The sequence below is a fragment of the Nostoc sp. UIC 10890 genome, assembly GCF_054786515.1.
In genome coordinates this window covers 3,792,580-3,812,086 of the sequence record NZ_JBSGKF010000001.1, presented here as the reverse complement: position 1 = coordinate 3,812,086, position 19,507 = coordinate 3,792,580, and the positions used below count along the sequence as shown (strand labels likewise).

The window sequence follows — 19,507 nt, the reverse complement described above, 5'->3', positions numbered from 1 at the left end:
GTTCCTCATGCTCCTTGCAGAATCAATTACTCAAGATGTGTTTACTGCTCTTTATAAACGAGCTAGTTATCAACCGAAAATAAGCTTTTTGGCAGATTTGCCAGAGATATTTTCGGGCATTTTACACCTCCGTTAGGAGGGGTTTTACTTTAGTTCAAGCAACTACTAAAGGTGATTTGCTCACTTTCGTAAATGTTATATGTGTTGCTATCACATACTGCTTTCAACTAACTGGTTAAAAAAAATACTCGCCCTTGTCAAAAAATTTGCCACTCTATACAAATGAGTTCATACTGTTGGCAGATTTTCCTATAAAGACTCTTCCGATTGTAGCCTGTTTCACAGAAATTGCACTCTTTTTGTGTATTAATCATGAATTCATTAAGCAACTCTTAGCCACGTTCACCAAAAAGACATTAAAAATGGGATTTATACCCTGAAATTTTTTCTCCACTTTTCGGAATTACAGTGACGCTCTTATTACATTACGAAGTAAGTACGCTTGCTTTTGCCGAATTTCATGTATTTTACACAACATTAATTACTGAGGAAGAGTGCATTTTATGTTAACTCAGACTATTCGTCTTAACCTACCCATTTTTACATTTCCTTCATAAATTACGCATTCCTTAGACTAAAGGGGTTCTTGTCGTTGGGTAAATACAACAAGTGTGGTGGTGCTTGCCTTAAACCAGTTAACCTTCTACTTACTCATTACCTTAACTGAGGAGTTGAGGTAGTGGCAGAATCGACCGATAGGAGATCAATTTAGGTTTAACTAATTCGGTCTTATTCACACGTTAGCGCACTGTGGCGATTTCAGCCCTATGAAACTTGACAAACTCTTCTTATTGTATACAAGGATATTTTAATCAATTCAAAAACAATTTGTCCTGTGAATTAGCCAATATAGTCCTAATCTTAGGCAAAAGTACATTAGATACATACGATACAATAGCGATCGCCACAGCACCACATGAAGATATTAACAAGTTTTCAGCTTTATGGTGTGTGCTTCCACTAGCCATCAACTTGAACACAGAGAACCCAGAAGATTGCCTGATAATTTAGTTACAGTGTCGTTTTGCGTAACTTAATTGTAAATTTAAATACTTTTATTTCAGTGAGTTTCTGTCATCTTATGGTGATAAATCCTCAAAATACTTATTAATTGCTGTTTGATAGATGATATTCAGTTATTTTCTTAGAGGATAACAAATGTGTTTCTAGCTGGTGGACGAAATTAATCGGGGAGTTAGAGCAAAGAGTATTATCTTGGCTAAATTTCCAATACAATTGGTAGTTTTGCTCACACTCGAACAGTGATTGTTTAGAAAATATTGACAAGAAGCAAATTATATGGTTATTGACTAACTGAGAAATTTAGAATTTTTGTTATTATGTAGTGCTGACTTACCACTTGTGTGACAAGTCAACCTAAATTTTTAATTGATTATTAGCGTCTAGTTGAAAATCAGGATGGCTTTCAAACTTACTCCTAACGAAAACTGGAAATTATAAGCTTTGCGAAACTACCGTGGTGTTGGAGTTGTATTTAGACTTGCAGCAAAATTAGGTGGGAGAAGTACCTGGTCAACTACATGAACGATGCCGTTGCTAGCTGGGATATCTGGCTGAGTCACTTTAGCGTTGTTGACTGTAATTGAGTTGCTAGCACGATCAACCGTTACTTTCACGGTACTACCCTCAACTGTTTTAACTTGTCCAGATGTCAATTGCTGGGAGGTAGTTCCCCCAGGAATGACATGGTAGGCCAGAAGCCTGACTAATTGTTGTTTGTTTGCTGGCTGCAAGAGTTGGTCTAGAGTAGCTTTCGGTAAAGCAGAGAAAGCGGCGTCAGTCGGTGCAAATACTGTGTAAGGGCCTGGTGTAGACAATTGTTCAGTTAAGCCAGCAGCTTGCACTGCTTGGATGAGAGTTTTAAACTGTCCTTGGCTAGCTGCGGATGTTGCCAGTTCTGCTAAATTTTGGTTGGCAGTGGTGGTAGTAGGAGTTGGTGTAACGGGAGGAACAGTTGTTATGGGAGTTTGGTCAACGGGAGGGACAGTTGCAGTGGGAGTTTCTGTGACAGGTTGAGCGCAGGCAGACAGAGCAACCAAGCTACCTATGCCAATAATATTGAACAATGCTTTTTCTACTATGCCTTTGCTCGCTTTCATAGCTTTGTGTAGAATCCTGTTAGATAGGGGATCATTAACAATAGTTAATGAATTTATGGATATAGTCACTCATCTAACGACATAGTTTGTGGTATGAAAAATATTAATATAAATGATTTATATATTTCCTAGCTTGTCATCAGCCAAAAGAGGTAGTTTTTATAGTAGATTTGGATATAAAGCAATACAGTTCAGATAAGACCAAAACACTTGTCTTGACGGCGATTTATCGCGTCTCGAAAACCCAAAATTTTGTACACTTACTCCTTAACTAAAACGTGAGTTCGACAAGTCTTATTTGACCTCTCCCCCAACCCCTCTCCGTGTCGGAGAGGGGAGCAAAAAGCTGAATTTTTCGTTGCTCCTCCCTCTTTCCGTTTCCCAGAGGGAGGCTGGGAGGGAGAGGTTCATCGAACTCACGTTAACTAAACCATATTGGGATATAAAATCTTTAGCAAAGGTTTGTTCTGGGAATGTTAATCAAGACTTCAAAGCCAAAGATCCCCGATTTCTCAAAGAAATCGGGGATCTTGTTTTTTACGAATGATTTAGGACTACTGATATTTAGATATTTAGATATCTAGATCGGTGAAGTTGAGTTTAGAGCCATAGGTTTCGATGAATTCTCGTCTGGGTGCGACCCGATCGCCCATTAAAATTGTGAAGATGCGATCAGCTTCAGCAGCGTCCTCAATTTCGACTTGCTTCATTTTGCGGGTTTCTGGGTTCATTGTGGTGTCCCAGAGTTGTTGTGGCATCATTTCACCCAAACCTTTGAAGCGTTGGATGGTATAGTTGGCGTTAGCCGGAAATTTGGCGATCGCTTGATTTTTTTCGCGATCGCTATAGCAATACTCATGATTACGTCCCCGTTCTACTTTAAACAGTGGGGGACAAGCAATATAAATAAAGCCTTGTTCGATGAGTGCCCGTTGATATCGATAGAAGAATGTTAACAGCAAAGTCCGAATGTGCGCTCCATCTACGTCAGCATCCGTCATAATGACTATGCGGTGATAACGTAGTTGAGTCGAATCGAATTCATCACCTTTGACACCTAAACCAAGTGCTGTAATTAACGATTGAACTTCGTTATTTTTATAAATTTTAGCGTCATCGGTTTTTTCAATGTTAAGAATTTTACCACGTAGAGGCAAGATTGCTTGAGTGCGGCGATCGCGTCCTTGTTTTGCACTCCCACCTGCTGAGTCTCCTTCCACGATGAATATCTCAGATTCGCTGGGGTCGCGAGAACTACAATCGGCTAATTTACCAGGTAATGGCGAAGATTCCAACACAGATTTGCGTCGGACTAACTCTCGTGCATGACGTGCTGCTTCGGCGGCTTTGAAAGCTTGGATAGCTTTATCTAAAATTGAGTCGGCTATGGCAGGATGAAACTCTAGATACTCAGTGAGGACTTCTCCCACTAAAGAATCGACAATTCCCCGTACTTCGGTATTACCAAGTTTAGTTTTGGTTTGTCCTTCAAATTCTGGGTCGGGGACTTTAACGGAAATTACGGCTGTCAGACCTTCGCGGACGTGTTCGCCACTGAGGTTAGGTTCATTATCTTTAATTTTATTGCGCTTGCGAGCGATCGCATTTAATGTCCGAGTCAGAACCGCTTTTAACCCTTCTAAGTGCGTACCACCATCTACGGTGCGAATATTGTTAGCAAAACCTAGCACATTATCTGTGTAAGCATCAGTACACCATTGCAGTGAAACTTCCACTTGTACATTGTTGCGTTCCCCCTGCACATAGATAATTTCTTCATGCAGTGGCTGCTTCTCGCGGTTCATGTAAGCGATATATTCTTTAATACCACCCTTATAATTGTAGGATTCTACTTTCGGTGTATCGCTTTTTAGTAGTTCTAGACGGTTGTCAGTAAAGGTAATTTTGACACCCGCATTCAGATACGCCAATTCCCGTAGGCGACCTGATAAAGTGATGTAATCAAACTCAATGCTAGTAGTAAAGATTTGGGTATCTGGCTTAAAGGTGACAGAAGTTCCGGTTCTAGCTTCTTTGTAAGGTTTGGTTTGCAGTTCAGTAACTGGGATACCGCGTTCATAGCGCTGAAGATGAACTTTTTTATCTCGCCAAACGGTAACTTCTACAACTTCAGATAAGGCATTAACAACAGAAATACCAACCCCATGTAATCCTCCAGAAACTTTGTAGCCACCGCCGCCAAACTTACCACCTGCGTGCAGTACCGTCATCACGGTTTCCAAAGCCGATTTTCCGGTGCGCGAGTGAGTATCGACGGGAATACCGCGACCATCATCTGTTACAGTCACCGAACCATCAGCGTTGATATCCACCTCTATATGAGTGCAATGACCCGCCAAAGCCTCATCGATTGAATTGTCCACCACCTCGTAAACTAAATGGTGGAGTCCTCGCGGCCCAGTGGTACCGATGTACATTCCTGGTCTTTTGCGGACGGCTTCCAGACCTTCCAGAACTTGAATCTGATCGGCACTGTAACTGCTCGTCATGTAAACTCTCCTGATGCGTGGGGTTGAACTCGCCAAAAGGCAAACAAAAGTAAAAACACTCCAAAATTGTAACACAAAAGCCTTGCTGGCGTCTGTAGGGCATTTTCAAGAGAAGTTTATACTGGGGTTGCACTACCGTGGAAGAGGGGCAGAGGGGCAGAGGGGCAGGGGAGCAGGGGAAGCAGGGGGAGATGAGGGAATTATTGAACAATTTTATTCCTTATGCCCAATACCCGATGCCCCATACAAATGACTAATGACTAATGACAAATGACTAATGACTAAATTAATTGTGATTTGTGGGGCTACGGCAACAGGTAAGTCTGGTTTGGCTTTGGCTTTGGCGATGCGGTTGGGTTCTGTGATTCTCAGTGCTGATTCTCGTCAAGTTTATCGTGAGTTTGATATTGGGACGGCGAAACCAACTGTGGCTGAACAAAAATTGGTGCCACACTATTTAATAGATATCTGCGATCCAACAGACATGATGACAGTAGCAGACTACCAGGAGCAAACACAAGCCTTAATTGCTTCTGTTGATGTTACACCACTTTTGTTAGTTGGTGGCACTGGTTTATATATCCGTTCCATTGTCCAAGGAATGAAAATCCCTAGAGTTGCACCACAAACAGAATTGCGATCGCAGCTGGAATCTCTCGGTCAACCACAACTCTACGCAATGTTACAACAAGTTGATCCAGTTGCCGCACAAAAAATTCATGGCAATGATTCAGTCCGGACTTTACGAGCATTAGAGGTATTTTATGTAACTGGGCATCCAATTTCAGAACAGCAAGGGGAGAATCCACCAAATTATCCGATTTTGCAAATTGGTTTAGATTGCGATGTTGAAAAGTTGGGTGTTCGCATTCAACAGCGTACTGAGCAAATGATAGCAAATGGTTTAGTTGCTGAGGTGGAGTATCTTTGTCAGAAATATGGCGTTGATTTGTCTTTATTGAATACTTTGGGGTATCAAGAAATTAAGCAATATTTGTCTGGCAATATTTCTTTGGATGAAGCGAAAGAATTAACAATTTTGCATACAAGGCAATTTGCCAAGCGACAACGTACTTGGTTCCGAGCCGATACAAAAATTGAATGGTTTGATGCGAATGATCTTGATTTATTAGAGAAGGTTTGGCATCGGATAAATGAGTTTGTAAGTTGCACAAGTTTGTGAGAGTTTTTTGGTCATGTAAAGACACAAAAAACTTTCCACTTTACAGCTAATATCTTATAGAGTGTCGGTATCTACGCCCATAGCCTGTAACCTATCTGCTAATAATTGGGTGCGGTGCGTTTTTCTGCTTGTTCAGCGCGTTCATCTCCAGTCAGGAAAAAAGAATTGGTATAAGCTGAGAAAAATTTCGGGTTGACCGTCTGTATGGTAGATGCCGACATTGGCTTCAACTAAAAAAGTCTGGCTTTGTAGAGAACTGTAAAGATAGCTAACTAAAAGGCGTTGTTGTTTGGCAGATGCAAAATTATGCAGAGGTGTATCATCTTCAGTGGCTAGCTGGTTGGCATCTGGCACATAGTAATCATCGTCATTACACCCATCCAAATGATTAGTCAAGATGAGTCCATCGCCTATGTAATATCTCTTAGTTGTAGAACCTGTTGGTAACATCGTTATTTTTTAGTCAGGTTCGGGAACTCTATGAATACGGTTCAGTAATTCGCTCATCGCCGACGAGAGAAAGGCTTTCTGTGGGGTGTGGGCTGATCTGAATTGTGTTGCAACGATATTTGGAGTTTTGAGGATCGGCTGATGGATAAATCAATTATTCAGTTGGTTGACGAGTTACCGACTGACAATATCACTGTCAAAGTTTTAAAGGCTCTTGATTATGTAGCACCAGGTGAGTGGAGCAATTTGACGGGGTTTGACAATAATATTCGCAGCATCACTGGAGAAACCGATGCTAAGGCAATTCAGAAAATCCGCGATCGCGCCGTCACTCTATACCAAGATCCTCAACAAGGCTACCAGTTCGCAATTAAACTTTATCAAACAATTGATAAGGCAGACACAGCTATGGCGGCGGCGGCTTTAGCAAATAAAGTTAGTGAGAAAATCGGCTTTCTGTCTTTTTTAGGCAACATTACTCCCAAGGCTGATGTAACTCAATCCATTGACTTGGTACTAAAAATTGCTGTCGAAATCATTGCCTTTTGTAAACTAAATGGCATTCCTCAACCTAATCCCCAAGAGTTTGCTAATTCTCTCGCTAACAACTATCAAAATGCATCCCTAATGCGAATGGCGGCTCTAGTTTGTCTAGATGGAATTCTCCCATTAGGCCCCGATTTTCTCAGCAAAATTCAGGGAGTTATTAGTGGTACTGATACTAACGCAATAACTCAAAATCCGGTTTTCTTAGCTGTTAATAACTTTCTCCCAGGTAGTAACCCCTCTGATAAAGTTGGTTTTATCAGTCAGGGTTTCAACTCTGTGCAAGGCTGGATGAATAACTTAGTATCTAAGACAGGCGTAACTCCGCAATCAATTTCTAGCCATTTGGGTAATTTTATTCAGATTGCTGATGATAATTTAGATTTTGTTGCAGCATTCCTAGATCAAACTACCAATTACTATGAGCATACGGGAATTCAAACTGTTGCTCGCAGTTTAATTTTGCAAGCATATACTTTAGTAAAAGAAGAAATTAAACAAGAGGAGCAAAAGCCGATCCAAGATGTCTCATCTGCTGTTAAGTCAGATAAGAATCAGTATGAATTAAGCAAAACAGTAGAAGTTTGGGATAGTGAGGACGAGGATTGGTATCAGGGAACAATTGAAAAAATCCAAGATGACCAATTCTTTATTCATTACCTTGGTTACGGTTCATCTTATGACGAGTGGGTAGGCGAAGATGACATTCGGACTCGCGATCTTCGCTCCGCTGATGAGAATGGATATGCAGTAGGTCAAAAGGTCAAATGTTGGGATGATGAGCAAGAAGCTTGGTATTCCGCCACGATTGAGAAAATCCAAGGTCAGCAATATTATCTTCACTACGTTGGTTATGATTCATCTTATGACGAGTGGGTTGATAATGATGAGATTTCCTAACTATTAAATTGCAACCCACAGATCCCCGACTTCTCAAAGAAGTCGGGGATCTTGTTTTTCACGAATGATTCAGGATTGCTATAGTACTTTTAAAAATTCATAATTTACATTTGAGTAATCAATTACAAATTACGAATTACGAATTACGAATTACGAATTATCTTGACACTTGCGCTACGATATCCCCTATTGCTTGCGTGCAATGTAGGTGAGGAGTAGTACAGGTTAAACACATGACAGAAGAAATCAATACACAGAATACCCGAAATCTAGTAGCGATCGCAGACCAATTCGTCCAACTAAGTAATGTTACAGGCGTTAAAGCATTTGGAAGTGGTAATATTAATGACACATTTTTGGTAACTCTAAATTCTTCAGAAGAACAGCATTTTGTCCTGCAACGCATCAACACGCAGGTGTTTCGTCAGCCACAACTGATTATGCAGAATATGCGTACCTTCACTGAGCATGTTCGCAAACGGTTGCAGCATACACCCTTGAATCGTCGCTGGGAAGTGCCACGCGTACTATTGACCAAAAACGCTCAAGATTACTGGAAGGATACAGATGGCTCATTTTGGCGGGCGATTAGCTTTATTGAAGGTTCCCAGTCCTTTGATACTATGAGCGATCGCTCCCATGCCAAAGAAATCGGTTATGCCTTGGGGATGTTCCACAATTTAATCAGCGATTTACCACCAGAAAAACTTGCTGATACCCTTGAAGGATTCCATATTACACCGCTTTATCTCCAGCATTACGAGGAAGTTTTGGCGAAAACTAGTGCGTTGCAATCTGCTGAAGTTAATTATTGCTTGCGGTTTGTTAGCGATCGCCAAACCTTTGCACATATCCTAGAAAATGCCAAAGCTGAAGGCAAACTACCTCTGCGTCTGATGCACGGCGATCCAAAAATCAATAACGTGATGTTTGACACTGTTACCCAGCAAGCTGTCAGCGTTATAGACCTGGACACCGTGAAACCCGGTCTGGTACATTACGATATTGGCGATTGCCTGCGATCGGGTTGCAATCCGGCTGGAGAAGAAACTGAGAATTGGGAAAGTGTTTGTTTCGATACTGACCTGTGTCAGGAAATCCTACAGGGTTATCTTGCTGTGGCCAAGGCATTTCTTACTGAGAATGATTATGCCTACATATACAATGCCATCCGTCTCATTACCTTTGAACTAGGATTGAGATTCTTTGCTGATTATTTAGCAGGGAATGTTTACTTCAAAGTCAAACACCCAGAACATAACTTGGCAAGAGCGCTCGTCCAGTTTAAGCTTACCGAAAGTATTGAATCTCAAGAAACGCAAATTTGCAACATTATTCAAGACATGAAATGAACGAACAGACATTTTCCCTGCAACCGTTCTCCTCTACCGAGTTCTTTCCTAATTTAAAAATTGTAGGCAATATCGCTCGAAATTCTAATCAACTTACCATCTGCTACACTCTTGGAGGCAATTTAAAAGAAATTGCGTTGGCAAAGCCTGTAGCGGATCGCAGAGAAGGTATCGCCCCACCAGCAAACACGCCATCACGCAAGCATGAATTGTGGAAAGAAACCTGCTTTGAGTTCTTCCTTGGCATCAAAGATTCTCAACGATATTGGGAATTTAACCTTTCCCCCGTCGGACACTGGAATGTCTATCGCTTTGATGGCTACCGTCAAGGTATGCAAGAGGAAACAGCTTTTGAAAAGCTACCGTTTAATGTTGACAATCAAGCTGATAGTTTAATACTGACTTTAAATGTCGATTTGGATAAAATCATCTCTGTGGAGCAAGCTATTGAAGTTGGTATTACGATTGTCATTAAACATAAAGATAGTGAGGTGACTTACTGGGCGTTAACTCATCGAGGTGCGGAGGCTGACTTTCATATTCGAGAGAGTTTTATTGTTAAGTTGTAAAGACTGGTATTCAAAACGAGAAGCGCTATCATCGCGTCTTTAGCAACTAATAACTAAATCCTTATGGCAAACACTATTTCAATTACCGATTCCCCAGTTCCCAATCCTGTCCCTAAACCAACAATTATCCGTTTGGAGAATATCTTTAAAATATATGGCAGTGGCGAAACTGAAGTCAAAGCACTCAACGATGTGAATTTGACTATCCACGAGGGCGAATATTGTTCAATTATGGGCCCTTCTGGTTCTGGGAAATCCACAGCCATGAATATTATCGGTTGTCTAGACAGACCCACAGGCGGACATTATTACTTAGATAATATTGATGTGGCGCAAATGGACGATCGCTCTTTAGCACACATCCGCAATAAAAAACTGGGGTTTGTCTTCCAACAATTCCATCTATTACCCCAACTCACAGCATTAGAAAATGTGATGCTGCCAATGGTATATGCTAGCGTGAGTCCGAAAGAAAGAAGCGATCGCGCTACAGTTGCACTAACGCGAGTCGGTTTAGCAAATCGCCTCAACAACAAACCAACTCAACTATCTGGTGGACAACAACAAAGAGTAGCGATCGCCCGAGCCATTGTCAATCGTCCTGTAGTACTCCTAGCCGATGAACCCACAGGCGCACTTGATTCACGCACAACCCAAGAAGTCTTAGATATTTTTGGCGAACTAAATAGCAGTGGGATCACTGTTGTCATGGTGACTCATGAACCAGAAGTTGCTCGTCAAACCCAGCGCATCGTTTGGTTTCGTGATGGACAAGTCGTACACTCCAACCTCACCCCAGCCGACTTGAGTCAGTTGGCTGTCTCGTAGATTCTTAGAGGTTGTTTGAAAAATCTAAATTATTACTTGTCTCTGCGACTAGAAGTCGCGGCTACACATACAAAACCCGCCTACGCGGGTTATAAAACAATACAGTTCAGATAAGACCAAAACACTTGTAGAGACGGCGATTTATCGTGTCTCGAAAACCCACAATTTTGTACAATTAGCTCTTAACTGAACCGTATTGGGTTATAAAACTCGATTTTCTGCTAGTCCACGCAGCTGGACTCATTCTTCCTGGTGGACTTCCGGTCTAATTTCTGATATTGTGTTTGTCTTCACAATACCAGGCGGACGAAAGTTTGTGTAGCCGCGATTTCTAATCGCCAGGTATATTTGCAAAACTGAGATGCTACTAAAGAACCTAATTAAGCAAAGGCAAATATTTGCGAATTAATCCAATTGTCACTGCTGGTAATTCCAACTGCGGTGTTAACCCCACATCTTCTAATTGTTGAAAAAATCGGATTGCTTGGGGATTAATTTCGGCAAGGCGGCGACCAATTGAGGGCCCTGTAAATTCTGACTTTTGTCCCCAAATAATGGCTGTGGGGGTGGTTAACTGTTGAATGTAAAGGGATAAATCAAAGCATAAATCGCCACGTACAAATGACAATGCCGCATACTCAGCATTAGGCTGTTGGGCGGATTGTAGATAAGCATCGACAATTTCCTCATACACTCGATTAGATTTAGCAAATTGCCGTTGCTCTAGGAAGCCGCGAACACCGCCACTGGTAGCAATTCCAGCGCTGTAAAGTAAGCGATCAACAACAGGAACGCTAACTAACTGAGCAAAAAAACTACGGGAGTAGTCTTCGCCAAAATCGGAAAGTCCGGCGGGGGTGGTAAGAATTAAAGACTTGAAGAAATCAGGATGATCTGCTGCTACCCGAATTGTAAATGCTCCGGTCAAAGAAGAAGCGATCGCTGTTACTGGCCCAGTACAAGTCTGCTCAAAAAACTCCCGAATTGTGATCAAATAATCCTCAATCTGATAACTCCGTGCTGGATGCTCAGACCTACCCCAACCAATCAAATCTGGCGCAATCACCCGATATTCAGCCGCAAAAGCTGGATAAACTTTTGACCACTCATAAGCGGAAGATCCACCACCAAAGCCATGTAGAAACACTAAAGTTTCCCGATCATCTTTGGCAGTCACATCATCCAGCCAAGGTTCTCCAGCAGCAGTATAATATACCATTCTACCTAGTGAGGTATTTATGGAGCGTTGTTCAAATCCTATTGGTTGAAACATAAGTATTTTTTTGTTGACTGTAGTTATTAGTTGGCACAAGTAAAATAAAAGACCTGGGACGCAGAGATACGGAGAGAGTATTGGATAATTTTTCCACGTCCCCGTGTTTTACCCTTGCCGCGTCTTCTTTAGTAACTCTGGATGCTTACGTATTTAGTTCAAGCTCCCCGCTCATTGTTATTATCAACCAACCAATCACTTTAAGGCTTCTCACCACCGTCAGATTAAGTAGATATAAAATTACTGGATTACTTGTAAAGATTTGGTGATTTTTTTTCACAATAAAAAGTAACTTAACGTTGAAATTACTGTTTTATAAGGCTTTTTAATTGTAGCGAGCATCACTCCAGAGTAAATCCAGCATAAGTTTTTATGGTAGTGTATCAAGAAACCGATAAATAATTTTCAGCGTGAAAAATAGTTAAAACGCTCATTTTAATAAGCTATTAGTTCTACTTTTATACGCAGAAATTAGCATTTAACGTATAAATAATTGCATTATTAACTAAGTATATAGTAAGGCGGGATGTCATGGTAAAGCAGGCTACTCTTCAATCAAATAAAATGCCAACGATTGAAGACGCTAAATTTGCGCTTGACAAGCTGAATATACAAAACGAAATTAAAGCTTCAGCTGGGCGGGGTCAGAGCGAGCCAGTAATTGACGTTGCCCAAGTAACTGCACCTACTTGTATTTGTTTAGACTTAGAAGACTTGAAGTGTTTTGAAGCAGTAGAGCGTCAGTACGAACGCTGGGGAGTGATTTTTCACAATTCTCTAGCAATACAGCCATCAAATCCAGCATTTCCAACCTATTCAGGGCTAACGGTTTTAATGGGAGCGCCCAAAAGCGGATTTTTAGAAGCTACTTTCTTGCGTCCGGTTAACTCAGTTAGCGCCTTTGTCACTAGTTCGCAACGGCTAGTGCTTTCCGCCTACGATCGCAATCGACAACTGCTTGCTCAAACTGCACTACCAGGCTCCAATCTTGCCAATTCCGACTCAGCAATTCCCCCCAATGCCTTATTATCTATAAGTGCGAATAACATCTACAGCATTACCTTCTGTGCTTTTAATGGTCAATTCACCCTTGATCAGTTTCGTTTTTGTCTTTAATTAGGACTTACGTACAAAATGCCCTTGCTCTCAGGGATTTAAAATGGTATCTTTGTTTGCGCTGTGCTGTACTAGTCTACTATCCGACCATAAAACTGGGCATTTTGTAGTTTGGGTCTTCATCCTTTCTTCATCCATAGTAAAACTTATACAATAGGTAATTTCGTAATCAAGTAGGTAAACACTGTGGCACAGGCTTCGTCTTCTTGGCAGCAATTGATCAACCAGATCCCCAACTGGAACTGGTCGCTTCCAAAACTCAAGACAAAGGGAGCCATAAAGCAGCAAACATTTAAGCGCTTCTCTGGACCTGGGGGATTTCTTGGGTTCGTGACAATCGTTGTTGCTATGTTGTTGTGGAACTGGAAACTGCTATTGGCTCTCTTAGTCGGCATTGGAGTAATGGTATTGGTTTACTCAATGCAGGAGTGGGACTGGCAATTGCGCTGGTCAAAAATACGCAATTTCTTAAATAGTTCAAATCGTCGGTTAGTCCTAGCAGTCATTAGTGGTGGTATTGCTACTGTCAGCACTTACATGGCAGCGGCAATTTGGGTTGACTCTCGCAGTCCGTGGATTGCTGCTGGTGCGATCGCGCAAGGCGTAGGTACTCTGTTAACTTTAATTTTATTGGTTTGGCAAATTGTCAACTTTTATGAAAATCGAGAAGAAGACTATCTCGATCAGTTGTTAGTCAATTTAACAGAAAAAGATCCATTGAAGCGGTTGATTGCCCTACGTCAACTAACTAAAGTCATCACCCGTCAGCGAATTGATTCTTCAGTGCAGCAAGATGTTGTCCAATGCTTGCAACTCCTACTCAGTCGAGAAGAAGAAGTTGTAGTTCGAGAGGCAGCTTTTAAGAGTTTACAAGCCTGCGATCGCCTACAAGTGCTACCCCCCAAAACAGCAACAACTTTCACACCCGTCTCAGCAAAAGTAAAGCACCACGTTTATTAGTCATTTGTCATTGGTCATTTGTCATTGGTCATTTGTCATTGGTTAAATGATGAGTCCTAATTAATTTTTAATCCCCAATCCCCAATCCCCAATCCCCAATCCCCAATCCCCAATCCTTATTTTCGAGATAGTCGTCCATTGCGAACTTGGACTACCGGATGATTGCATCGCCGCACTAATTGTTCGTCGTGGGTGGTAACGATTACTGTAGCCCCAAAGGAATTTAACTTCTGGAGAATCTGGATCACTTGCCAGGAATTATCTGGATCAAGATTTCCAGTAGGCTCATCTGCCAACAACAAGGGTGGCGTACCAATGATCGCACGAGCAATACTCACCCGCTGTTGCTCTCCCCCTGACAGTTGGTCTGGAAAGCAGTCAGCTTTACTCAGCAATCCTACCAGCTTTAAAGTTGGTTCTAAACGTCGTTGAATTTCTTTACGGGTATACCCTTGAGCTTGCAGCACAAAAGTCACATTTTCCGCTACGGTTCTTTGGGTAATCAGTTTGTAGTCTTGAAACACAATGCCAATCCGTCGCCGCAATAATGACAAGCGATCGCCCCGTAAATCCGCTACATTACATTCATCAACAATTACTTCTCCTTGTGTAGCTAACTCTTGCCCATACAGTAGTTTCAAGAGCGTTGATTTACCAGAACCACTTGGCCCCGTGATAAACAGAAATTCTCCCTTTCTTACCTCAAGGTTCGCATTTAACAAGGCGTGAGTGCCGTTAGTATAGGTCTTGGTTACAGATTGCAATTGCACCTTTGCGATCGTATTGCGATCGTGCTGTTGACTTTCACAGTCTTCTTTATGAACGGATTTTTCTGTCTTAACTTGAGTTGTTAATACTGGCATTGTTAAATTTTCCTCATACCCACACCCAAACAGGTTGCCTACTGAGATGTGACATTCCCCTCAAAAATAAGGATTCCCAGGTTTCGCCTGGGAATTTAAAATTCAACAAAGAAAATTTAAAATTTTTTGAATACTTTAATACAAACTAAGTAATAGCACCCAGAATTCAGAACTCAGCACGGGTTAAACGCCCCGCTACCGCTAACAGCACTCTTAACTAATTGCACCCTTTGCTGTCAAACGATAAATAAACGCTTTCACAGCAAACTCTGGCAAAGCCAACATCCGCCGCCAGCGCCAAGGTTCTTGATAAAGCCGATACAACCATTCCAAATTATTATTTCCTAACCAGGCGGGAGCACGAGTTTTAGTTCCCGACCAAATATCAAAACTGCCACCGACGCCAATCCAAATTGCTTGAGGACACAAATGGCGGTTTTCGGCAATCCATAACTCTTGACGTGGCACTCCTAAACCGACAAAAATCACTTGTGGCTGCAATTGAGTAAGAGTTTCTCGCAATTGCGCTTCTTCTTCTGGAGAATGGTAGCCTGAGTGAGTGCCTACTATATTTAGGTCTGGAATTTGCTGCTGCCAAAAATCTGCCGCATTTGTAGCTACTCCAGGTGCTGCTCCATAGAAAAATACCTTTGCTCCTGTTTTCTGTTGCCCAAGTTCTTGCAAAAGCTTTTCGGCTAACTCAATCCCCGGAAAACGCTGAACTTTTTGCCATAATAGCCACCGCAAATACAGAACAACCCCCGCTCCATCTGGAATCACGAGTTCAGCATTTTTAATGACCTGAGCTAATAATTGATTTCGCTCTGCCTGCATAGTCATTTCTGCATTGAGCGTTACTACATGAGTTCCCTTGCCTGCGTGCAGGCATTCTAACAACCAGCCTGGATAGTTAGCCATCACATGAACTGGTATTCCCAACACCGAAAATGCTTGATTGCCGTTAGACATAGCCTATTCTTGAGTAACTCTCACACCAGATTTCGCTTGAATGTTAAGTTTATCAAATTTTTTTATATTAGAACTTAGGCAGGAGGGATTCTCTATTGCCCTGCAACGATAGAAAGCATAATTAAACTAACTAGTCTTGGGCGCTTGTACTTGGACTAAATCAGTCCAAATTTTATTGTTAAAGTGTAATATTCACTCAGTATAAAACGCTCAACTCACAACTCTGGTTCCGGGAACAGAAGCCCCCACTATACTGCTTACAGTTAGTGTGGGAGTATGTCACGAAACTCGACTTTATGGTTAAGGTAGTGTAACGGGCTGAAGTTGGCTATGAGTAAAATTCGTATCGCTCTAATTGAAGATCATGACCTAACTCGTGTAGGTATTCGGACAGCATTACTGCAAAAGGATGAAATTGAAGTTGTAGGTGAAGCTGCCAATGCTGTTGAGGGGCTAAAAATGTTAAAAATGTTACGACCAGATATTGCCATTGTAGATATTGGTTTACCAGATAAGGATGGCATTGAGTTAACACGGGAGGTAAAATCTACTACTAATGGGCAGCAGCTACTGACAAAAGTGCTAATTTTGACACTACGGGATAATAAAGAAGCGGTGTTGGCAGCTTTTGCCGCTGGCGCAGACTCTTACTGTATGAAAGATATCAAATTTGATAATTTGCTGGAAGCAGTGCGAGTAACTTACAATGGCAACGCCTGGATAGATCCCGCGATCGCTCGGATAGTATTACAACAAGCGCAACAAAATCCCCAAAAGTTGGAATCGGCTTTTGTCGATACTAAGACTATTGCCCCTAACCCTGATTCTTTTGAGAATTCGGAGGAAATTCAGCCTTACACCCTGACAGAAAGGGAATTGGAAGTGTTACAGTTGATTGTCGAAGGTTGTAGTAATGCAGTAATTGCAGAAAGACTTTATATCACTGTTGGGACTGTTAAAACTCACGTTCGCAATATTTTGAATAAACTATGTGCAGATGACCGTACCCAAGCAGCAGTACGCGCATTGCGTTCTGGGTTAGTTGGATAAAGTTAATTTTGCAGTGGACAATTGAGGATGATCAAGGGGAACTCACAACTTTGAAAAAGTCATATTTTCAAAGTGAATGGCTTCTCTGATTTTTTGTTACTTATCAGGTGAGATAAATATCACACTATCTCGCCATTCAAATATGTGAAAAATAAAGTCAAATATGGCTGAGAACGGGGTGGAAAAACTTAAGCTCATGGTGGTAGATGATGAGCCAGATAACTTAGATTTACTCTACCGTACTTTTAGGCGAGATTTTCAAGTATATAAAGCCAATCATGCCTTTGGTGCTATGGAAATCTTGGATCAATTTGGCGAAATGGCGGTAATTATTTCTGACCAAAGAATGCCAGAAATGAATGGCACTGAATTTTTTAGTCGCACCGTAGAACGCTTTCCAGACACGATTCGGATTTTGTTAACTGGTTTTACTGATGTCGAAGATTTGGTGGATGCGATTAACTCCGGTCAGGTATTCAAGTACATTACCAAACCCTGGAATCCGGATCGGCTGAGAGCGTTAGTTGAGCAAGCCACTGATACATATCGCCTAGTTAAGAAGCGCACCCAAGAGTTGCGTCGGGCCCTACGACGAGAATCTTTGTTTAATGCGGTAACAACAGCAATTCGGGAGTCTTTAGACTACGACAGTATGCTGCAAAAAATTGTGGCAACTATTGGACAAACATTTGAAGCTACCAGTTGCTTACTAAGACCAGTAGAGGGCGATCGCCTGATACAAGACCAGTTTTTGTACCGCGATTCTCAATCTTCTGTATCAGATTGCTTCTTCGATCCCAGTCTTTTAATTGAAAAAGTGCTGGAAACCCGTCATTATCAACTTGCTCAAGATATATATGACGGTATTCCTTGTCATCATCTAGTTGTGCCACTTAGCTACCAGCAGCATCTATTGGCTGTGCTGGCCCTCCACCAATGGGGAAGCGATCGCCCCTGGCAAGACGAAGACATCCAACTGATTGCAGGTGTTGCCGAACAAGCAGCCTTAGCTCTCTCTCAAGCAAAACTCTACCAGCGCCTCCAAGAAAAGCAACAGCAGATTCATAATGAGTTGGAGGTGGCTCGCCAAATTCAATACAACTTGCTACGCCAAAGTTTACCTGATATCAAAGGTGTGAAGGTGCAAGCCTGCTGCTATCCCGCGCGGGAAGTAGGAGGCGATTTCTTTGAAGTGTTTGTTCATCCCAAAGGCGATTTGTGGTTAGCAGTGGGTGATGTTTCTGGCAAGGGCGTCCCAGCTGCTTTATTCATGGCTAGTATTATTTCAGTGTTACGCCGAGAATTATCTCAAGAAACGCCAGCCGAGCCGAATGTGGTCATGCAGAACCTCAACCACGCTCTGAGTGAAGATTTAATTAGCAACAATTATTTCATCACCCTTGTGTTAGCCTGTTATACCCCTAGCACTAAGGAACTCGTCTACACTAATGCCGGTCATATCTATCCACTATTATGGTCACGCCAAGACGTTTTAGCTGACAATCCTAATTACCTCAAAGTCCGCAGCGTTCCTTTGGGAATCTTGCCCAAGTGGCAGGCACAATCTGGTCGTTTGGTTCTCGCTGCTGGAGACACATTGTTACTAGCCAGTGATGGAATTACAGAGGCAATGATATCAAATGATTGTGATTTAACAGTAAAAAACGGGTCTGGTGTTGAAGTCGTTAACCGTTCCATGCTGAATCAAGATGGTCTTTGGCAACTTTTACAACAAGAGCAACAACCACTTTCTCTTAACCATTTACTAGCTCGCATCCAGGCAGATAATCACATTCAAGAAGACGATCAAACTATACTTTCGCTGGAGATTTTGTAAGTCATGAAAAGTGAGCTTCATGTACCGAGTGACTTGAGTTTTCTGAATATTGTCGAAAACTGGTTGCTGGGATGTTTGAAAATTCAGCTAGGAGAATCTGTAGATTGGTCGCGGCAATCAAGTCGTTTGAGACTGGCTTTAGTAGAAGCCTACTCAAATGCAGTCCGTCATGCCCACAAAGACAAACCAAATTTACCGATTTTACTGCGTTTGGAAGTGAAAGACCGGGATCTTGCCTTAGAAGTTTGGGACTACGGCGAAGGCTTTGATATGTCTAACTACTATGCTCCAAACCCATTGGAAAAACAAGAAGGTGGTTATGGTTGGCTGATTATGAATCGTCTCATGGATAAAGTAGATTACCAGTTGCAAGTTGATGGCGCTAACTGTCTGAAATTACAAGCAACTTTACCCGAATTAGTCCAGTAAACAAACGCTATAAGCCATTATAGTTATTTGCTATTTTTCACGACGTAAAGAAAGTAACTCTTGGGGAGAAGCTAAAAGTTTGATTCTAGTATAAAAAATTTGCTGTTGTTGGTTGAGGATAAATAACCACAAAACATTCACACTACACCATGAAGTTTTGGCTTTGCCTGTTATCTGGATTTGGATGTCACCGTTTTCTAAAGTCTCGGCTATTCCTGTGTTGGGGTAAGCTTTGATATTTTGGCCTTCTTCTTTTAAGTAGGCTGCGATCGCATCTTTCCCCACAATATCAGATTCAAATGGTGGACGCATCACACCATCTACCGCAAATAAGGCAGCAGTTGCGTCAAGTTCTCCTGCATTTAAAGTTTCAAAATAACTCAGTATGCTTGTTTCTGTAATTCCATCTATGTGAAATTCTTCTTTCAACTGGGTTAGAGATATCAATTCACGAGAGGTCATAGGAATTACCTGTATTATGCTATCTGAATA

The 19,507-nt window shown here is 41.7% G+C and carries 18 protein-coding genes and 1 pseudogene; 12 read left to right on the top strand and 7 right to left on the bottom strand.

Annotated features, from left to right (window positions below; translation table 11 throughout):
• Positions 1–7: 7 nt before the first annotated feature.
• Complete coding sequence (locus ACWATR_RS15570; protein ID WP_460333968.1) at positions 8–136, top strand: hypothetical protein; 129 nt, start codon at positions 8–10, stop codon at positions 134–136.
• A gap of 752 nt (positions 137–888) precedes the next feature.
• The gene (locus ACWATR_RS15565) at positions 889–1,071 is read left to right on the top strand and encodes a hypothetical protein (protein WP_460333965.1); all 183 of its coding nucleotides are present in this window, start codon (positions 889–891) and stop codon (positions 1,069–1,071) included.
• Between the two features lie 461 nt (positions 1,072–1,532).
• Here ACWATR_RS15565 and ACWATR_RS15560 read toward each other — a convergent pair whose 3' ends face one another.
• Together ACWATR_RS15560 and gyrB are read right to left on the bottom strand one after the other, a co-directional pair.
• The gene (locus ACWATR_RS15560) at positions 1,533–2,180 is read right to left on the bottom strand and encodes a fasciclin domain-containing protein (RefSeq protein WP_460333962.1); all 648 of its coding nucleotides are present in this window, start codon (positions 2,178–2,180) and stop codon (positions 1,533–1,535) included.
• Between the two features lie 572 nt (positions 2,181–2,752).
• Positions 2,753–4,690 carry a DNA topoisomerase (ATP-hydrolyzing) subunit B gene (gene gyrB, locus ACWATR_RS15555; protein WP_460333959.1) on the bottom strand — a complete coding sequence of 646 codons (1,938 nt, stop codon included), beginning with the start codon at positions 4,688–4,690 and terminating at the stop codon, positions 2,753–2,755.
• Between the two features lie 277 nt (positions 4,691–4,967).
• Between gyrB and miaA the strand changes: the two genes are divergently transcribed.
• Complete coding sequence (gene miaA, locus ACWATR_RS15550; protein ID WP_460333956.1) at positions 4,968–5,873, top strand: tRNA (adenosine(37)-N6)-dimethylallyltransferase MiaA; 906 nt, start codon at positions 4,968–4,970, stop codon at positions 5,871–5,873.
• Between the two features lie 171 nt (positions 5,874–6,044).
• Here the strand turns inward: miaA and ACWATR_RS15545 are convergent.
• Positions 6,045–6,257 (bottom strand): annotated as a pseudogene (locus ACWATR_RS15545) (Uma2 family endonuclease); the annotation flags it as partial.
• Between the two features lie 207 nt (positions 6,258–6,464).
• On the opposite strand from ACWATR_RS15545, the gene ACWATR_RS15540 reads away from it, so the two are divergent.
• The 4 genes from ACWATR_RS15540 (at position 6,465) to ACWATR_RS15525 (ending at position 10,518) form a co-directional block, all read left to right on the top strand.
• Positions 6,465–7,769, top strand: coding sequence for a Tudor-knot domain-containing protein (locus ACWATR_RS15540; protein ID WP_460333953.1), 1,305 nt, complete (start codon positions 6,465–6,467; stop codon positions 7,767–7,769).
• A gap of 233 nt (positions 7,770–8,002) precedes the next feature.
• The gene (locus ACWATR_RS15535; RefSeq protein ID WP_460333950.1) at positions 8,003–9,121 is read left to right on the top strand and encodes a phosphotransferase enzyme family protein; all 1,119 of its coding nucleotides are present in this window, start codon (positions 8,003–8,005) and stop codon (positions 9,119–9,121) included.
• A complete protein-coding gene (locus ACWATR_RS15530) occupies positions 9,118–9,690 on the top strand; it encodes a DOMON-like domain-containing protein (RefSeq protein ID WP_460333947.1) in 573 nt (190 codons plus the stop codon). Before ACWATR_RS15535 ends, ACWATR_RS15530 begins: the two co-directional genes overlap by 4 nt.
• Positions 9,691–9,753: 63 nt before the next feature.
• The gene (locus tag ACWATR_RS15525) at positions 9,754–10,518 is read left to right on the top strand and encodes an ABC transporter ATP-binding protein (protein ID WP_460333945.1); all 765 of its coding nucleotides are present in this window, start codon (positions 9,754–9,756) and stop codon (positions 10,516–10,518) included.
• A 376-nt stretch (positions 10,519–10,894) separates the two neighbouring features.
• Here ACWATR_RS15525 and ACWATR_RS15520 read toward each other — a convergent pair whose 3' ends face one another.
• Positions 10,895–11,791, bottom strand: a complete 897-nt coding sequence (locus ACWATR_RS15520; protein WP_460333942.1) for an alpha/beta fold hydrolase — start codon at positions 11,789–11,791, stop codon at positions 10,895–10,897.
• Positions 11,792–12,322: 531 nt separating this feature from the next.
• Here ACWATR_RS15520 and ACWATR_RS15515 point away from each other — a divergent pair.
• Both ACWATR_RS15515 and ACWATR_RS15510 read left to right on the top strand, forming a co-directional pair.
• The gene (locus tag ACWATR_RS15515; RefSeq protein ID WP_460333939.1) at positions 12,323–12,907 is read left to right on the top strand and encodes a hypothetical protein; all 585 of its coding nucleotides are present in this window, start codon (positions 12,323–12,325) and stop codon (positions 12,905–12,907) included.
• Positions 12,908–13,093: 186 nt separating this feature from the next.
• Positions 13,094–13,867 carry an armadillo-type fold-containing protein gene (locus ACWATR_RS15510; protein WP_460333936.1) on the top strand — a complete coding sequence of 258 codons (774 nt, stop codon included), beginning with the start codon at positions 13,094–13,096 and terminating at the stop codon, positions 13,865–13,867.
• A gap of 116 nt (positions 13,868–13,983) precedes the next feature.
• Here ACWATR_RS15510 and ftsE read toward each other — a convergent pair whose 3' ends face one another.
• A complete protein-coding gene (gene ftsE / locus ACWATR_RS15505; protein WP_460333933.1) occupies positions 13,984–14,730 on the bottom strand; it encodes a cell division ATP-binding protein FtsE in 747 nt (248 codons plus the stop codon).
• 213 nt (positions 14,731–14,943) lie between these two features.
• A complete protein-coding gene (locus ACWATR_RS15500) occupies positions 14,944–15,699 on the bottom strand; it encodes a WecB/TagA/CpsF family glycosyltransferase (protein ID WP_460333930.1) in 756 nt (251 codons plus the stop codon).
• A gap of 330 nt (positions 15,700–16,029) precedes the next feature.
• On the opposite strand from ACWATR_RS15500, the gene ACWATR_RS15495 reads away from it, so the two are divergent.
• The 3 genes from ACWATR_RS15495 (at position 16,030) to ACWATR_RS15485 (ending at position 19,015) form a co-directional block, all read left to right on the top strand.
• A complete protein-coding gene (locus ACWATR_RS15495) occupies positions 16,030–16,749 on the top strand; it encodes a response regulator (RefSeq protein WP_460333927.1) in 720 nt (239 codons plus the stop codon).
• A gap of 163 nt (positions 16,750–16,912) precedes the next feature.
• Positions 16,913–18,586, top strand: a complete 1,674-nt coding sequence (locus ACWATR_RS15490) for a SpoIIE family protein phosphatase (protein ID WP_460333924.1) — start codon at positions 16,913–16,915, stop codon at positions 18,584–18,586.
• A 3-nt stretch (positions 18,587–18,589) separates the two neighbouring features.
• On the top strand, positions 18,590–19,015 hold the full coding sequence (locus ACWATR_RS15485; RefSeq protein ID WP_181927593.1) for an ATP-binding protein: 426 nt from the start codon (positions 18,590–18,592) through the stop codon (positions 19,013–19,015).
• A gap of 30 nt (positions 19,016–19,045) precedes the next feature.
• On the opposite strand, the gene ACWATR_RS15480 is transcribed toward ACWATR_RS15485, so the two are convergent.
• Positions 19,046–19,477 (bottom strand): ketosteroid isomerase family protein, encoded by a 432-nt coding sequence (locus ACWATR_RS15480; protein ID WP_460333921.1) that lies wholly within the window; start codon positions 19,475–19,477, stop codon positions 19,046–19,048.
• Between the last annotated feature and the right edge of the window lie 30 nt (positions 19,478–19,507).